The following is a 15,779-nucleotide window of genomic DNA, read 5'->3' as shown; positions in this document are numbered from 1 at the left end:
CTCTCTGATGCTCGTGTCGGTGGCGCTCGGTCTGGCGCACCTAGAACAGGGGTGGCTGCGTGGCGCCCTGGGGCGTCTCGACGACCCGCCAGTCAACCGGATCCGCACCCTGCTGCCGCAGCAGCTCGTTGGTCCGCGAGAACGGACGGGAGCCGAAGAAGCCGCGGGAGGCGGAGAGCGGGCTCGGGTGGGCGCTCACGAGGGTCGGGGTCTCGCCGAGCAGCGGGGCGAGGGCCTGCGCGTCCTTGCCCCAGAGGATGGCAACGAGCGGACGCTGGCGGGCCACCAGGGCCTCGATCGCCAGATCCGTGACCGACTGCCAGCCGAACGCGCGGTGCGAGCCCGCCGTGCCGGCGCCGACCGTCAGGACACGGTTCAGGAGCAGGACTCCCTGCTCGCTCCACCGCGAGAGATCGCCGGTGGTGGCCGCTTCGATGCCCAGGTCGTCGTGCAGCTCCCGGTAGATGTTCGCGAGGCTTCGAGGGAGCGGCCGGACGTGGCGATCGGTCGCGAAGGACAGGCCGATGGGATGCCCGGGAGTCGGATACGGGTCCTGGCCCACGATCAGGACCCGGACGTCGTCGAGTGGGGCCTCGAATGCCCTGAGGATGTGCTCAGGAGCAGGCAGGAAGCCGCGGCCGGCATCCTCCTCCAGCTTCAGCCGCTCCGCGATCTCGTCCAGGCGGCCGGCAGCAGGCTCGAGCGCCCGAGCCCACCCCGGGTCGAGCCGATGCAGATCGCTGAGCCCGCGCAACTCCGTCATTCCGAGGCTCGGCTGGAGGAGACCGTGACGCCGCCCTCCCCCGCGGTCAGCTGCCAGACGCTCCCAGACCCGAGGATCTCCAGCGCGCCCTCTCCGACCTTGAGGACGGTGTCCTCGTCGACGGCGAGGATGCGCTCCGCGAGTCCCGCTTCGATGCTCGCAGCGCACAGCGCGACGAGACCCCACTGAGCGGCGTGCGCCTCGATGGTCAGATCGACCAGCCCGAGGCCGGCCTCGAACGTCACCTCGTCGAGTCCCTCGCCGGATTCCTCCGGGGCGACGGGCACGCCGCCGATGCGCCACCCGCCGATGATGGCCTCGTCCGCGGCGATGGCGGCGCCGGCCGAGTAGCCGAGGTAGGAGACGCCCTCCGCCACCAGGCGGCGGATGTCGGTCGCGAGCGGCGCCAGGGCGGCGAGGTACGCGGGGGTGTGGCCCCCGCAGACCAGGATGCCGTGGGCCGTCGAGAAGCTGGCGAGATCGATCTCGTCGAGCGGTTCACCGCTCGCCGTGCTCCGGGCGAGCACGGGAGTCGCCAGGACGCCAGGGTCGACCGATCGGAGTCGGTCCGCGAACCAGTCCGCGACGGGCTCGGGGTTCTCCCCGACCGCGATGACCGCGATGACGGGCGTCGCTCCGGCGGCGCGGCTTCGAGCCTCGCCCGCGAGCTGGGCGAGCGCGAGCTCGACCCCTGAACCGTCTCCGCCGCCTACCAGGAAGATGCTCACTCGCCGGCCTCCTTCGTGGCGCCCTTCATGACGAGGGGGCCGCGGTGCAGCTGGAACTGCTCCCGCTGCGCCACCGGACGCACGACGAGCTCGTCGACGTTGACGTGACCGGGAAGCTGGAGCGCCAGCTGGATCGTCGCCGCGATGTCCTCCGCGGTGAGCGGATGATCGACGCCCTCGTAGAGCTTGTCGGCCGAGGCCCCGTCGCCCCGCATCCGCTTGAGCGTGAACTCCTCCGTGTGCACCATCCCAGGCGCGATGTCGATGACCCGGATGGGCTCACCGCCGAGCTCGAGGCGCAGCACCCCGATCATCGCCGCCTCCGCGGCCTTCGTCGCGACGTAGCCGCCACCGCCCTGGTAGATGACGCGCCCGGCCGTGGAGGTGACCGTGACGATGTCCGCGTGTGGGAACTCGTCCGTGCTGCTCGCGGCGGATGCACGCAGCAGCGGCAGGAACGCCGTGATGACGCGCTTCGTGCCGAGGACGTTGAGCTCGAACATCAGCTGCCAGTCGGCGATGCTGCTCTCCTCGACGCTCTCGGTGCCGAACGCTCCCCCGGCGACGTTGACCAGGGCCTCGACCTCTCCGAGCCGGCTCGCGGTGTCTCGGAGCTCGGCCACGAAGGCGTCATCGGTGATGTCCCCCGCCAGCACCTCCGCGCCGGTCTCGGCGGCGAGCTCCTCGAGCCGGTCGGCACGGCGGGCAGTCGCGAGCACCACTCTGCCCTCTGCGCGCAACGACCTGACCGTCGACCGGCCAATCCCGCTGCTCGCTCCCGTCACTACGACAACACGCGTTCTCTGTTCTTCAGGCATGCCTCCATCGTGGCATGCGGCCGCGCGCCGCGCCTGGCACGCGTGACGATTTGTGTCCCGCGCCGTTGCCCGCGCCAGCGCCCACTGCCACACTCGGTGCCACCCGACTGTCCAGTCGGGTCGCGGCCGACACGGAGGCTACCCATGACCCAGAGCTTCGAGACCAGGCAGATCCACGCAGGCTCTGCCCCCGACCCCACGACCAACGCGGTCGTCACCCCGATCTACCAGACGACCTCGTACGTGTTCGACGACGCACAGCACGCGGCCGATCTCTTCTCCCTCGCGCGCGCCGGGAACATCTACACGCGCATCACGAACCCCACGACCGCGGTGCTCGAGGCGCGCATCGCCGACCTCGAAGGCGGCAGCGGGGCGCTCGCGCTCGCATCCGGCCAGGCGGCGGAGACGTTCGCGATCCTGAACATCGCGGGAGCCGGCGACCACATCGTGTCCTCGACGTCCATCTACGGCGGCACGTTCAACCTCTTCAAGTACACGTTCGCGAAGCTCGGCATCGACGTCACCTTCGTCGAGGACCAGAACAACCCAGACGCCTGGCGGGCAGCGGCGAAGGACAACACGAAGCTGTTCTTCGGCGAGACGATCGGCAACCCTGCCGTCAACATCCTCGACATCGAGACGGTCGCCACGGTCGCCCACGAGGTCGGCGTGCCCCTCATCGTCGACAACACCATCGCCACCCCCTTCCTCATCCGGCCCTTCGAGCACGGGGCCGACATCGTCGTCCACTCCGCGACGAAGTTCCTCGGCGGCCACGGCGCCGTGATCGGCGGCGTCATCGTCGACGGCGGCACCTTCCCCTGGGATGAGCACAAGGACCGCTTCCCTGGCCTGTCCGAGCCCGACCCGAGCTACGACGGCCTCAGCTACACGGGTGCCCTCGGCAACGCCAACGCGTTCCACACCAAGGCCCGCGTGCAGCTGCTGCGCGACATCGGTGCGTCCATCGCACCCGCTTCGTCCTGGCAGATCCTGCAGGGCGTCGAGACGCTGAGCCTCCGCATGGAGCGCCACGTCTCCAACGCGACCGCGATCGCGTCGTGGCTCCAGGGCCACGCCGAGGTGCAGAACGTCAACTACGCGGGCCTCGAGACGAGCCCCTGGAATGCCCTGGCGAAGCGCTACGCACCGAACGGCGCAGGTGCCATCCTGTCGTTCGAGCTCCGCGGCGGCGTCGAAGCTGGCCGCAAGCTCGTCGAGCGCGTGCAGCTCTTCAGCCACCTCGCGAACATCGGCGACGTGCGCAGCCTCATCGTCCACCCGCCGTCGACGACGCACTCGCAGCTCACCCCAGAGCAGCTCCTCGCATCCGGCATCAACCCCGGACTCGTGCGCCTCTCGGTCGGCCTCGAGAACGTCGACGACCTCATCGCGGACCTCTCGCAGGCCCTCGACTCGCTTCGCGCCTAGGCGCGGGGTAGCCGCTAGCCTGGCGCTGATGGACTGGACAGATCACGGCATCTCGCCGCCGAGCGGCAGAATTCCGAACGACGAATTGCGGGCGGTCTCGCTGAGGCCGCCCGCCTCGGGCGCGTGGCGCGACGGCGACGACGTCGGCCACCGCCAGTTCGCCTGGCTCGGGGCGTTCAGCCCCGAGCACGGCGGCGAGCTCCCGCTCATCCGGATCGCCTACGAGACGTGGGGCACGCTCAACGCCGACCGCTCGAACGCGATCCTCGTGCTCCACGCGCTCACCGGCGACTCGCACGTGGAGGGGCCGCTCGGGCCCGGGCATCCGACCGCAGGCTGGTGGCCGGGCATCGTCGGTCCCGGGGCCCCTCTCGACACGGACCGCTACTTCGTGATCGCCCCCAACATGCTCGGCGGCTGCCAGGGCTCGACGGGACCCGCGAGCCTCGATGCTCGCGGGAACGCGTACGGATCCTCCTTCCCGGTGCTCACGATCCGCGACCAGGTGCGAGCGCAGGCGCTGCTCGCGGACGAACTCGGCATCGCCTCGTTCGCCGCCGTCATCGGCGGCTCCATGGGCGGCATGCACGCGCTCGAGTGGGGCATCATGTACCCCGACCGCACGCAGCGGCTCGTCGTGATGAGCGCACCTGCGGCGTCCGACGCGCAGACCATCGCGCAGAACACCCTGCAGATCGACGCCATCAGGCTCGATCCGAACTTCAACGGCGGCGACTACGCGGACGAGCCCGCCGGCTTCGGACCGCACCGCGGCCTCGCCCTCGCGCGGCGCCTCGCCATGCTCAACTACCGGTCGGGCACCGAGCTCGACGACCGCTTCGGACGCAGCTGGCAGTCCAACCTCAGCCCGGAGCAGGACGAAGGGCGCTACGCCGTCGAGTCCTACCTCGACTTCCACGGCAACCGCTTCACGCGTCGCTTCGACGCCAACAGCTACATCACGCTGCTGACGGCCATGAGCTCGCACAACGTCGGCCGCGACCGCGGAGGCCTCGATGCCGCGCTCGCGCGCGTCACCGCATCCACCATGGTCATCGGCATCTCGACGGACGTGCTCTTCCCGCCCGAGACGCAGCACCGCATCGCCGCGGGCGTGCAGAACAGCTACTCAGGCGACAGAGCCGTCACGATCAGGTCGAACTTCGGCCACGACGGGTTCCTGCTCGAGATCCACCACGTCGGCGACGCCATCCGCTCCATGCTCGCGAACGGCTGAGCTGGCGGGGGTGCGAGCCGCCGAGCTGCCGCTCGGAGCCCGGCGCACAGCTCGCCTGCTGCGCGGCCACATCGCCCAGAGCGCCCAGACGAGCAGCACGACCAGCAGCCCGTTGCGACCCGCGAGGAGCGCGACGCCGGCGGAGTGGGCATCGGTCACGAAGTTGTAGTTGCCTGGATAGATGATCTGCGTGAGCCAGGCGATGCAGAGGGCGATGCCGGCGGGCAGCGCGAAGCGCCTGACGTCGACGATGAGCCCGAACACGATGACCGGCGCGAGCCACGTGATGAACTGCGGCGAGCCGACCTTGTTGAAGACGATGAACGAGAGCACGAGCGCGAGCGACAAGGCCGGGAACAGGCGCGTGAACGGCATGCCACGACGCTTGGAGACAAGTGCGAGCAGCACCACGCCGAGCACGGCCACGCCAAGCACCGGCGTGAGCAGAGCGCTCACGAACTCCGTGCCGGGACCGTCGACCTGGAAGGTCAGGATCTCCATCGAGTAGTAGGCGTCGTAGCCAGGCACCTGCATCGACGCGAGCCACATCGGCACGGTCGCGGCGACCGCCTCGACCTGCAGCCCCCGCCCCGTCTGCTCGGTCACGAAGGAGAATACGTTCGACCCGCCACCGAGCGCGAGGGCCGGGATGAGCACGGCAGCGCACACGACGACGGCACCAGCAACGAGCCAGAGTCGGTGGCGCAGCACGATGAAGGCCGCCGCGAACACGGCAGCTGGCCAGATCTTGAGCCATGCGCCGAACGTGAGCAGGGCACCCGCGATCTCGGGACGACGCCGAAGCGCCAGCAGCGCGAGGATCGCGATCGGCACGCTCACCGCATCGATGCGGCCGAGCGCCACCGGTCCGAGCAGGGCCATGAGCACGAGCCACCACCAGGCGGCGATCTGCCGGAGCCTGGCGTCGCGAGACGAGGGGCGCCACAGCGTCAGCGCCGCGAACGCCACGGCGTTGCCGGCCGCGACCACCAGCAGCCAGCCCAGGCCGTAGTTCGCCTGCCCTCCGACCGCGTCTGCCACCAGCATCGGCAGGAGCGAGGGCAGCGGGTACACGAACGTCGTATCGATACCGGGCACCTGCCCGAGCTGGGCTTGGTCGACCCACCCGCGGTAGACCTGGAACACGTCGCCCATGGGGTTCGAGAGCGAGTAGAGGTTCACGAGGATCAGCACGTAGTGGACGCCCGCGAAGGCAAGCCAGAGCGTCACGATCGAGAGAGGGCCCGGCCAGTGACGGGCGATCCACGACGAAGTCATGCGGGACAAGCTACCCCAGGTCAGGCGCGCAGCTTGGACGCCACGAGCGCTCCGACGAGGCGCGGCAACGCAGCAGTCGCGTCGCTCGCCCTGATCGGCGCACCAGGACCGAACCTCGTGAGCTCGTCGATGGGGGCAAGCAGCGCGGAAGCCGCCTCCGGGTTTCCCGCGTTCAGCTGCGACGCGAGCCAGCCAGCTCGCGCATGCAGCCATACGGCCGCTGCCGCGAGGTGCTGGGGCTCCGGCTGCTCGGCCACGTCGCGCTTCGAGGCGACGGCGCTCAGCGCACCCATAGCACCGGCCAGCACATCACCGGTCCCCGCCGTGGCGAGCCAGGCTCCAGGAGCATCCACGACGATCGTCGGACCGTCCCCCGCGATGTAGGTGCGGTGCCCCTTGAGCACGAGCGTGCAGCCGAGACGATCCGTCACGAGGCGGACCGCCTGTTCCGGCTCCTTGATGACGTCGGTGGCATGCACCTCGGTGTCCTCGAGCTTCGTGATCAGGGCGGCGAGCTCGGCCGCATGGGGCGTCAGGATGCATCGGCGCACGTGGTGGCCTCCCAGCACGCGCTTGGCGATCTGCCCGAGCGCGCCGGAATCGGCGATGACCGTGGCGTCGAGCTCCCGAGCACGATCGAGCGCTTCCCGCGCCTCGCTGGTGCGCCGCACGTCCTTCGGATCCACTCCGGACCCGACGACAAGCGCATCGAACGACGCAAGATCGGCGACGACCTCCGGACTCTGCCACAGCACCGCCTTGGTCTCCGCCTCGCCCCCGGCGTAGCGCACCATCCCGATCCCGGTCGCGAGGGCGGCCCTCGTCCCCAGGACGGCGGCGCCCGGGTAGTGCGTGGAGCCCGTCACGAACGCCGTGACACCCCGGCGGTACTTGTGGTCGTCCTCGCGCGGCGCGAAGACGCTGGCCGCGGCATCCTGAGCATCGAATTCCCTCACCCGGCCATACTGGTCGCTCTTCGACGACACGCCAAGTCGCCACCGCGCTCCGGCGAGGAGACCGGCGATCAGTGGCGAGCAGTCGCGTCCCGGATCTCGCCGACGAGCTCCTCGATGATGTCCTCGAGGAACAGCACGCCGAGCGTGTTGCCCTCTCGATCGAGGACCCGCGCCAGGTGGCTCCCAGTGCGCCGCATCGTGGCGAGCGCGTCCTCGAGGTCGGCCTCGTCGTGCATCGAGTCGAGCGAGCGGATGCGCTTGACCGGGATGGGCTGGTCGAACTCGTCCGGCTTGTCGAGGTCGAGCACGTCCTTCAGGTGCACGTAGCCGGAGAATTCACCTTCCTCGTCCAGGATGATGTAGCGCGAGTAACCGTGCTCGGAGACCGCGCGCTGCAGCATCTCCGGCGTCGCCTCCGGCGGCAGCACCACGAGCTGCTCGCCCGGGATCGCAACCGCCGCGACCTTCTTCGCCGTGAACTCGAAGGTGTTCGAGAGCGTGCCGGCACGATCCATGAGCACACCCTCGCGCTTGGACTGCTCGACGATGCCCGCGACCTCGTCGAAGGTGAAGGCACTCGTCGTCTCGGCCTTCGGCTCGACGCCGAACAGGCGCAGCGTCGTGTTGGCGATGCCGTTCAGCGCCCAGATGACCGGTGCGAAGAGCCGCGAGAAGAACACGAGCGGCGGGGCGAGCAGGAGCGCCGCGCGGTCCGGGACCGAGAAGGAGATGTTCTTCGGAACCATCTCGCCGAGCACGACGTGCAGGTACGAGACGACGATGAGCGCGATGACGAAGGCGATCGTCGAGATCATCTCCTCGCTGAGCCCCGTCGCGGAGAGCGGGATCTCGAGCAGGTGATGCAGCGCCGGCTCCGAGACGTTGAGGATCAGCAGCGAGCAGACGGTGATGCCGAGCTGGCTCGTCGCGAGCATGCCGGTCGCGTGCTCCATCGCGTAGAGCGTCTGCTGGGCGGCCTTGCTGCCGCGTTCGGCTCTGGGCTCGATCTGCGATCGCTTCGCCGAGATGACCGCGAACTCCGCGCCGACGAAGAAGGCGTTCGCGGCGAGGAGCACCACGAGCCAGGCGAGTCCAGACCAGTACTCAGTCACGGTTCTCCTTCTCGGCGTGCTTGTCGGCGAGGCGCTGCATGAGCGCCTCCCTCGACTCGTACGACTCGTTCGGCGTGAACGCGACGCGATCGACCCGCCGACCCTCCATCCGCTCGACGCGGAACGTGCCGACGGGAACCTGCACCTCGTCGCCGACCGCGGGGATGCGCTCGAGCGCGTTCATCATGAAGCCAGCGACGGTCTCGAAGGGCCCGTCGTCGTCGAGCTCGATGTTCAGGCGGTCCCGTACCTCGTCCGGCCGGAGCATCCCGTCGAATGTGGTGCGGCCCTTGGCTCGCACGACGTCGAGATGCGCTCGGTCGTGCTCGTCGACGAGCTCGCCGACGATCTCCTCCACGAGATCCTCGAGAGTGACGACCCCGTTCGTGCCGCCGTACTCGTCGAGGACGACGGCGAGCTGGAAGCCGCCGGAGCGGAGCTCGGCGAGCAGAGCGTCGAGCCCCAGCGTCTCCGGCACGAGCAGCGCATCCGTCTTGATCGCGCCGACCGGCACGGAACGGCGGCGATCGAGCGGCAGCGAGACGGCATTCTTCAGGTGGGCCACGCCGACGATCTCGTCGATGTCCTCACCGGTCACCGGGAATCGGGAATGGCCCGTCGACTTCGCGAGGTCGATGAGGTCCTGGACCGGCGCGTCGACCGCGATGGACTGCACACGCGGCCTGGGCGTCATGACGTCCGCCGCGATGTGGTCGGAGAACCGCAGCGTGCGGCTCAAGAGCACCGCCCGCTCGCCCTCGAGCAGTCCGACGAGCGCGGAGCGGCGGACGAGGCTCGAGAGCTCCTCCGCCGTGCGGGCGCCGGAGAGCTCCTCCTTGGGCTCGATGCCGAGGGCCCGGATGAGGCCATTGGCGCTTCCGTTGAGCACCGCGACGGCGGGGCGGAAGACGGTTGTGAACGCGACCTGCAGCGGGATGAGGAACTTCGCCGTCGCACGCGGCACGGCCAGCGCGAAGTTCTTCGGGATCAGCTCCCCCATGACCATCGAGAGCCCCGTGGCGATCACGATCGCGAGCACGGCGCCGACGGGGCGCACGGCGTCCTCCGGCAGCCCAACGGCGCCGAGCGGCGACGAGAGCAGCGACGAGATGGCCGGCTCCATCGTGTAGCCGGTGAGGAGGGTCGTCAGCGTGATCCCGAGCTGCGCGCTCGAGAGGTGCGTCGACGTGTGCTTGAGCGCGTTGATGGTCGGGGTGAGGCGCTTCTCCCCGCGTTCCCGACGCTTCTCGAGGTCGTTGCGGTCGAGGTTGACGAGCGCGAACTCCGACCCGACGAAGACGCCGGTCCCCACCGTCAGGAGGACGCCGATGCCGAGCATGACCCACTCGTTCACGAACCCTCATCCCTCGATACGGGGATGCTTCGGGGATGCCGAGCCGGAGAGGAGGAGGCGCTCAACGCAGGCAGAGCTGCGGCGCGTGAGGGTGCGGATCGCGGAGGATGGTCATCGTCCATAGTTGCCACGAAGTATAGCGAAGACCACCCTCACGCGACCGCGACTACCAGGACACCGGGAGGGCCTTGCCCTCTTCGTAGCCGGCGGCCGACTGGATGCCGACCTTCGCGCGCTGGCGGAACTCGGGCAGCGAGTCGGCGCCCGCGTAGGTGAAGGACGAGCGAACGCCCGTCGTGATCATGTCGATCAGGTCATCGAGACCTGGACGCTTCGGGTCGAGCATGATCTTCGAGGACGAGATCCCTTCCGCGAAGAGCAGCTTGCGGGCGCGCTCGTAGGGCTCGAGGTCACCGAACCGAGCCTCGACGGCCTTGGTCGACGCCATGCCGAACGACTCCTTGAACCAGTTGCCCGACTCGTCCGTCCGCACCGTGCCAGGCGCTTCGACGGTGCCGGCGAACCACGAGCCGATCATGACGGCGGAGCCTCCCGCGGCGAGCGCGAGCGCGACGTCGCGCGGGTAGCGCACTCCGCCATCCGCCCACACGCGTGCCCCGAGCGCGTGCGCCGTCTCCGAGGTCTCCAGCACGGCCGAGAACTGCGGACGACCCACGGCCGTCATCATGCGGGTCGTGCACATCGCACCCGGTCCGACGCCGACCTTGATAATGCTCGCCCCGGCCGACACGAGGTCGTGGACTCCGCTTCCGCTCACCACGTTCCCGGCGACGATGGGAACACCGAGCTCCGCGCCGCGGACCGCCTCGATGGCACGCAGCATGCTCCCCTGGTGGCCGTGTGCCGTGTCGAGCACGAGGACGTCGGCACCGGCTTCCACGAGCGCCCGAGCACGCTCGAGCGCGTTGCGCGACACGCCGACGGCGACCGCGACACGCAGGCGTCCCTGCGAATCGAGCGCAGGGCGGTAGATCGTGCTGCGGAGGGCACCGCCCGAGGTGACCGTCGCGATCTCGCCGGCCTCGGTCCGGACGGGGGCGAAGTTCGACCCGGTCTCGGCGAACGAGTTGAAGACCGCGCGCGAGTCGCGCGCGAGCGAGACGGGGATCTCATCGACGAAGTGGTGGCTGAGGTCGGCGAGCACGGCGTCGCTCGGGACACGCGCGAGGGTCGAGGCCTGCAGGACTCCCAGCACATCTCCGGTGGGCCCAAGCACCGAGACGCCGAAGCCGGCCACCGGAGGCACGAGCTCGAGCACGTCGCCGACCGTCGCCTCGCCCTTCGCCGTGAACGGAGTGTCCAGCACCGGATCCTGCGACTTCACCCAGCGGATGGCGGCTTGCAGCTCCTCGAGCGACATGTCCTGGGGAAGGACTCCGAGCCCGCCGCGGCGCGCGATTGCGGCTGCCATGCGGGGCCCGGTGACCGCGTTCATGTTCGAGGCGACCAGCGGGATCGTCATGCCGGTCCCGTCGTCCGGAGCGAGCGAGACGTTGAGTCTCGAGCCCACGTCGGAACGACTCGGGATGAGGAACACATCGGAGTAGGTGAGCTCGTGGTGAGGGGCAGGACCAGAGAAGTGCATGGCCTCCAGATTACGTTGCGGAGCCCCCTCCTCACCCCACTTTCGCGCAGAGCGCTCGCCAAGGGCGTTAGGCTTGTCACTCGATGGGGTCGCCGCCCAGATTCGGCGCGTCCCGCATCACTAGACGAACGCGAGACGAACTCAGGTGGCGAGTCATTTGACCAGTGCGGGTACAGACGAAGCAAAGTCCGATTTCGGAGCCAATGACTGGCTCGTCGAGGAGATGTACGAGAAGTACGTCAAGGACCCGAAGAGCGTAGACGAGGCCTGGTGGCCCACGCTCGAGCAGTACGCGAAGCAGCAGGGCGCTGCTCCCGCGAAGACGGCGCCCGCGGCTCAGCCCGCCAAGGCAGCTCCGGCTCCTGCGGCCGAGGCGAAGAAGCCAGCCGCCGACGGTGAGGCTCGCAAGCAGGCGAAGACGACTGCCGCAGCCCCTCAGGAGAAGCTCATCCCAGCGGATGCACCCGCCGCTGACAAGGAGAAGGCGCCGTCGCGCGAGAACATCGTGTCGCCGCTCAAGGGCATGGCGAAGGCCATCGCCAAGAACATGGACATCTCCCTGCAGGTGCCGACGGCCACGAGCTACCGCGAGATCCCCGCGAAGCTCATGATCGACAACCGCATCGTGATCAACAACCACCTCCGGCGAACCCGCGGTGGCAAGGTCTCGTTCACGCACCTCATCGGCTGGGCGCTCGTGAAGGCGCTCATCAAGTTCCCCAGCATGAACGTCTACTACGACGAGATCGACGGCAAGCCATCCGCCATCGAGCCAGCGCACGTCAACCTCGGCATCGCGATCGACGTGCCGAAGCCGGACGGAACCCGCGCCCTGGTCGTGCCGAGCATCAAGCAGGCCGAGACCCTCAACTTCCGCGAGTTCCTCGGAGCGTACGAGGAGCTCATCAAGCGCGGACGCCAGAACAAGCTCAGCGGAGACGACTACGCGGGCACCACCATCTCGCTCACGAACCCGGGCGGCATGGGAACCCTCCAGTCCGTCCCGAGGCTCATGAAGGGGCAGGGCGCCATCATCGGTGCCGGCGCCCTCGACTACCCGGCCCCCTACCAGGGCATGGCGCAGCACGTCCTCGACGACCTCGCCATCTCGAAGCGCCTCACCATCTCGAGCACCTACGACCACCGCGTCATCCAGGGCGCCGGCTCCGGCGAGTTCCTCAAGATCGTGCACGAGCACCTCACGGGCAAGCACAACTTCTACGAGGAGATCTTCGCCTCCCTGCGCATCCCGTACAAGCCCGTCGTGTGGTCGCAGGACGTGCACGTCGACCTCGCCGCGTCCATCAACAAGACGGCGCGCGTGCAGCAGCTCATCAACATGTACCGCGTCCGCGGCCACATGATGGCGGACATCGACCCGCTGCAGTACGTGCAGCGCACGCATCCCGACCTCGAGATCGAGAATCACGGACTCACGTTCTGGGACCTCGAGCGCGAGTTCGTCGCGGACGGCTTCGGCGGCAGCCAGCGGATGCTCAAGCTCCGCGACATCCTCGGCATCCTGCGCGACTCCTACTGCCGCACGATCGGCATCGAGTACATGCACATCCAGGACCCGGAGCAGCGCGCCTGGTTCCAGGACGAGCTTGAGCACCCGTACACGAAGCCCACGCACGAAGAGCAGATGCGCATCCTCAACAAGCTCAACGAGGCTGAGGCGTTCGAGACCTTCCTGCAGACGAAGTACGTCGGCCAGAAGCGCTTCTCCCTCGAGGGATCCGAGTCGGTCATCTCCCTGCTCGACACGATCATCCAGGGTGCAGCGGAGGAGGACCTCGACGAGGTCGCCATCGGCATGGCCCACCGCGGTCGCCTCAACGTCCTCACGAACATCGCGGGGAAGACCTACGGGCAGATCTTCCGCGAGTTCGAGGGCGTGCAGTCCAGCTCCGGACGCGGCAACTCCGGCGACGTGAAGTACCACCTCGGCATCGAGGGAACCTTCACGGCGGCATCCGGCGCGACCATCCCCGTCTACCTCGCCGCCAACCCCTCGCACCTCGAGGCGGTGAACGGCGTGCTCGAGGGCATCGTGCGCGGCAAGATCGACCGCAAGTCCGACGGCCGAGACGCCGTGCTGCCGATCCTCATCCACGGTGACGCGGCGATGGCCGGCCAGGGTGTCGTCTACGAGACGATGCAGATGTCGCAGCTCCGCGCCTACCGCACGGGCGGCACGATCCACGTGAACATCAACAACCAGGTCGGCTTCACGACCACCCCGCGCGACGCCCGTTCGTCGATGTACTCGACCGACGTCGCGAAGGCCATCTCGGCTCCCGTCTTCCACGTGAACGGCGACGACCCCGAATCGGTGGCTCGCGTCGCCGAGCTCGCGTTCGCCTACCGCCAGCGCTTCAAGCGCGATGTCGTCATCGACCTCATCTCGTACCGTCGCCGTGGCCACAACGAGGGCGACGACCCGTCGATGACGCAGCCCCTCATGTACAACCTCATCGAGGCGAAGCGCTCGGTCCGCAAGCTCTACGCGGAAGCCCTCGTCGGCCGTGGCGACATCACGCAGGACGAGTTCGACGCGGCGCAGAAGGACTTCCACGACCGCCTCGAGCGCGCCTTCGCGGAGACCCACCAGGCGCAGACGCAGTCGACGCCCATCTCCGCGGCCGAGCTCTCGGCCGTCGGCTCTCGCGAGGAGAACCACCGCTCCGAGCCGGACTCGACCGCCGTCGCACGCGAGGTCGTCGAGATCATCGGCGACGCGCACGGGAACCCGCCAGAGGGCTTCTCGGTGCACACGAAGCTCAAGGCGGTGCTCTCCAAGCGGGAGCAGATGAGCCGAGACGGTGGCATCGACTGGGCATTCGGCGAGCTCCTCGCGCTCGGCTCGCTCCTCATGGAGGGCACGCCGGTGCGCATGTCGGGCCAGGACTCGCGCCGCGGCACGTTCGTGCAGCGCCACGCGCTCTTCCACGATCGCCTCAACGGCCAGAACTGGCTGCCGCTGTCGAACCTCAGCGACAACCAGGCACCGATCTCCATCTACGACTCGTTCCTCAGCGAGTACGCGGTGCTGGGTTTCGAGTACGGCTACTCGGTCGAGCGACCTGACGCGCTCGTGCTCTGGGAAGCGCAGTTCGGTGACTTCGTCAACGGCGCGCAGACCATCATCGACGAGTTCATCTCGGCGTCCGAGCAGAAGTGGAACCAGCGCTCGAGCGTCGTGCTGCTGCTCCCACACGGCTACGAGGGCCAGGGCCCCGACCACTCGTCGGCGCGCATCGAGCGCTTCCTGACGCTCGCCGCGGAAGAGAACATGACGGTCGCGATGCCGTCCACGCCGGCGTCGCACTTCCACCTGCTGCGCCGCCAGGCGTACGCGCGTCCCCGCAAGCCACTCGTGATCTTCACGCCGAAGTCGATGCTGCGTCTCCGCAGCGCCGTCTCGCCGGTCGAGGACTTCACGAACGGCTCGTTCCGCCCCGTCCTCGATGACGAGCGGATCACGGACAAGGCGGCTGTGCGCCGCGTCGTGCTGCACGCGGGCAAGCTGCACTACGACCTGCGTGCGGAGCTCGACAAGCGCGAGGACACGAGCGTCGCGCTCGTGCGTCTCGAGCAGTTCTACCCGATGCCAGGTGAAGAGATCAACCGCCTCCTCGCCGAGTACCCGAACGCGGAGATCGTCTACGCGCAGGACGAGCCGGAGAACCAGGGAGCGTGGCCGTTCATCCGCACGCACCTCGCCCCCATGCTCGAAGGACGCACGATCCGAGCCGTCACACGACCGGAGTCCTCTGCACCTTCCGTGGGCACCATGAAGGCTCACCAGCGCCAGCAGGCTGAGCTCATCGAGGGCGTTCTCGCCGACTAGGCTTCGCGCCTCGTCTGCACGACGAAGACGCCCGCTCCGAGCAATCGGGCGGGCGTCTTCGTCGTGTGCGTGCGCGTGTGCGGCTAACGACCGGTCAGGAGCGCCACGGCGTCGTCGAGGTACGCGGCGAGCGCGCTCGAGCTGCCGGCGCCGAGACCCGCCTGGGCGCCGGGCACGGCACCCCAGTGCAGCACGACCTCGCCGCCGACGACCTCCAGCCCAGGGTGCACGTCGACACCCAGGCCGTCGGAGAGCTGGATCGGCGTCGCCCCGTAGTTGACGGTCTCGCCCACCTCGAAACCCGAGCGCAGCGCGGCCAGCTGGACGCGTCGACGCTCGGCGGCGAGGGCTGACTGCTCGCTGTAGTGGTCGGGCTGCTTGGCGACGCGAATGACCGAACCGACCCGGTACAGCCCGCCTTGGTCGTCCAGCAGCAGCTCGCGCAGCCGCCACACGCTGGAGACACGTCGCATGACGGGCCCGCGACGGATCCCGAGCACCGGACGGCGCTCGACGAGCTCGCCGAGCGTCTCACGCCTGGCAGCCCGCGCGCCCAGTTCGGCTGCCACTTCGCCGACGCGCTGCGACAGAGCGCGCCAGGCGTGATGGTTCGGGTCTGCAGTCATCGGCCGCGCGGGCG

At 68.9% G+C, this 15,779-nt stretch carries 12 protein-coding genes; 3 read left to right on the top strand and 9 right to left on the bottom strand.

The window, feature by feature from the left end:
- Positions 1-40 precede the first annotated feature (40 nt).
- Genes C5E07_RS04630 through C5E07_RS04620 form a run of 3 tightly spaced genes read right to left on the bottom strand, consistent with a single transcriptional unit; the run spans position 41 to position 2,309 of the window.
- Positions 41-763 carry a uracil-DNA glycosylase gene (locus C5E07_RS04630; protein WP_104298613.1) on the bottom strand — a complete coding sequence of 241 codons (723 nt, stop codon included), beginning with the start codon at positions 761-763 and terminating at the stop codon, positions 41-43.
- Positions 760-1,491, bottom strand: a complete 732-nt coding sequence (locus C5E07_RS04625) for a Type 1 glutamine amidotransferase-like domain-containing protein (protein ID WP_104298612.1) — start codon at positions 1,489-1,491, stop codon at positions 760-762. Before C5E07_RS04625 ends, C5E07_RS04630 begins: the two co-directional genes overlap by 4 nt.
- The gene (locus tag C5E07_RS04620) at positions 1,488-2,309 is read right to left on the bottom strand and encodes an SDR family oxidoreductase (RefSeq protein WP_104298611.1); all 822 of its coding nucleotides are present in this window, start codon (positions 2,307-2,309) and stop codon (positions 1,488-1,490) included. Before C5E07_RS04620 ends, C5E07_RS04625 begins: the two co-directional genes overlap by 4 nt.
- A 144-nt stretch (positions 2,310-2,453) precedes the next feature.
- Between C5E07_RS04620 and C5E07_RS04615 the strand changes: the two genes are divergently transcribed.
- Both C5E07_RS04615 and C5E07_RS04610 read left to right on the top strand, forming a co-directional pair.
- The gene (locus tag C5E07_RS04615; RefSeq protein ID WP_104298610.1) at positions 2,454-3,743 is read left to right on the top strand and encodes a bifunctional o-acetylhomoserine/o-acetylserine sulfhydrylase; all 1,290 of its coding nucleotides are present in this window, start codon (positions 2,454-2,456) and stop codon (positions 3,741-3,743) included.
- Between the two features lie 28 nt (positions 3,744-3,771).
- Complete coding sequence (locus C5E07_RS04610; protein WP_104298609.1) at positions 3,772-4,980, top strand: homoserine O-acetyltransferase; 1,209 nt, start codon at positions 3,772-3,774, stop codon at positions 4,978-4,980.
- Here the strand turns inward: C5E07_RS04610 and C5E07_RS04605 are convergent.
- The 5 genes from C5E07_RS04605 to C5E07_RS04585 form a co-directional block, all read right to left on the bottom strand.
- The gene (locus tag C5E07_RS04605) at positions 4,873-6,258 is read right to left on the bottom strand and encodes a glycosyltransferase 87 family protein (RefSeq protein WP_181057792.1); all 1,386 of its coding nucleotides are present in this window, start codon (positions 6,256-6,258) and stop codon (positions 4,873-4,875) included. The two genes, C5E07_RS04610 and C5E07_RS04605, sit on opposite strands and share 108 nt — an antisense overlap.
- A gap of 20 nt (positions 6,259-6,278) precedes the next feature.
- Positions 6,279-7,214 carry an ADP/ATP-dependent (S)-NAD(P)H-hydrate dehydratase gene (locus C5E07_RS04600; RefSeq protein WP_181057791.1) on the bottom strand — a complete coding sequence of 312 codons (936 nt, stop codon included), beginning with the start codon at positions 7,212-7,214 and terminating at the stop codon, positions 6,279-6,281.
- Between the two features lie 68 nt (positions 7,215-7,282).
- Positions 7,283-8,326: a hemolysin family protein gene (locus tag C5E07_RS04595; protein ID WP_104298606.1), complete on the bottom strand. Its 1,044-nt coding sequence runs from the start codon at positions 8,324-8,326 to the stop codon at positions 7,283-7,285.
- Positions 8,319-9,665, bottom strand: a complete 1,347-nt coding sequence (locus C5E07_RS04590; RefSeq protein ID WP_104298605.1) for a hemolysin family protein — start codon at positions 9,663-9,665, stop codon at positions 8,319-8,321. Before C5E07_RS04590 ends, C5E07_RS04595 begins: the two co-directional genes overlap by 8 nt.
- A gap of 181 nt (positions 9,666-9,846) precedes the next feature.
- Positions 9,847-11,286: a GuaB1 family IMP dehydrogenase-related protein gene (locus C5E07_RS04585; RefSeq protein ID WP_104298604.1), complete on the bottom strand. Its 1,440-nt coding sequence runs from the start codon at positions 11,284-11,286 to the stop codon at positions 9,847-9,849.
- A 145-nt stretch (positions 11,287-11,431) separates the two neighbouring features.
- On the opposite strand from C5E07_RS04585, the gene C5E07_RS04580 reads away from it, so the two are divergent.
- Complete coding sequence (locus C5E07_RS04580; protein ID WP_104241527.1) at positions 11,432-15,139, top strand: multifunctional oxoglutarate decarboxylase/oxoglutarate dehydrogenase thiamine pyrophosphate-binding subunit/dihydrolipoyllysine-residue succinyltransferase subunit; 3,708 nt, start codon at positions 11,432-11,434, stop codon at positions 15,137-15,139.
- A gap of 83 nt (positions 15,140-15,222) precedes the next feature.
- Here C5E07_RS04580 and C5E07_RS04575 read toward each other — a convergent pair whose 3' ends face one another.
- Positions 15,223-15,765 carry a hypothetical protein gene (locus tag C5E07_RS04575; RefSeq protein WP_104298603.1) on the bottom strand — a complete coding sequence of 181 codons (543 nt, stop codon included), beginning with the start codon at positions 15,763-15,765 and terminating at the stop codon, positions 15,223-15,225.
- Positions 15,766-15,779: the final 14 nt, after the last annotated feature.

The sequence above is a fragment of the Pseudoclavibacter sp. RFBJ3 genome, from assembly GCF_002931375.1.
GTDB lineage: Bacteria > Actinomycetota > Actinomycetes > Actinomycetales > Microbacteriaceae > Pseudoclavibacter.
This window is presented reverse-complemented; position numbering and strand designations above follow the sequence as displayed.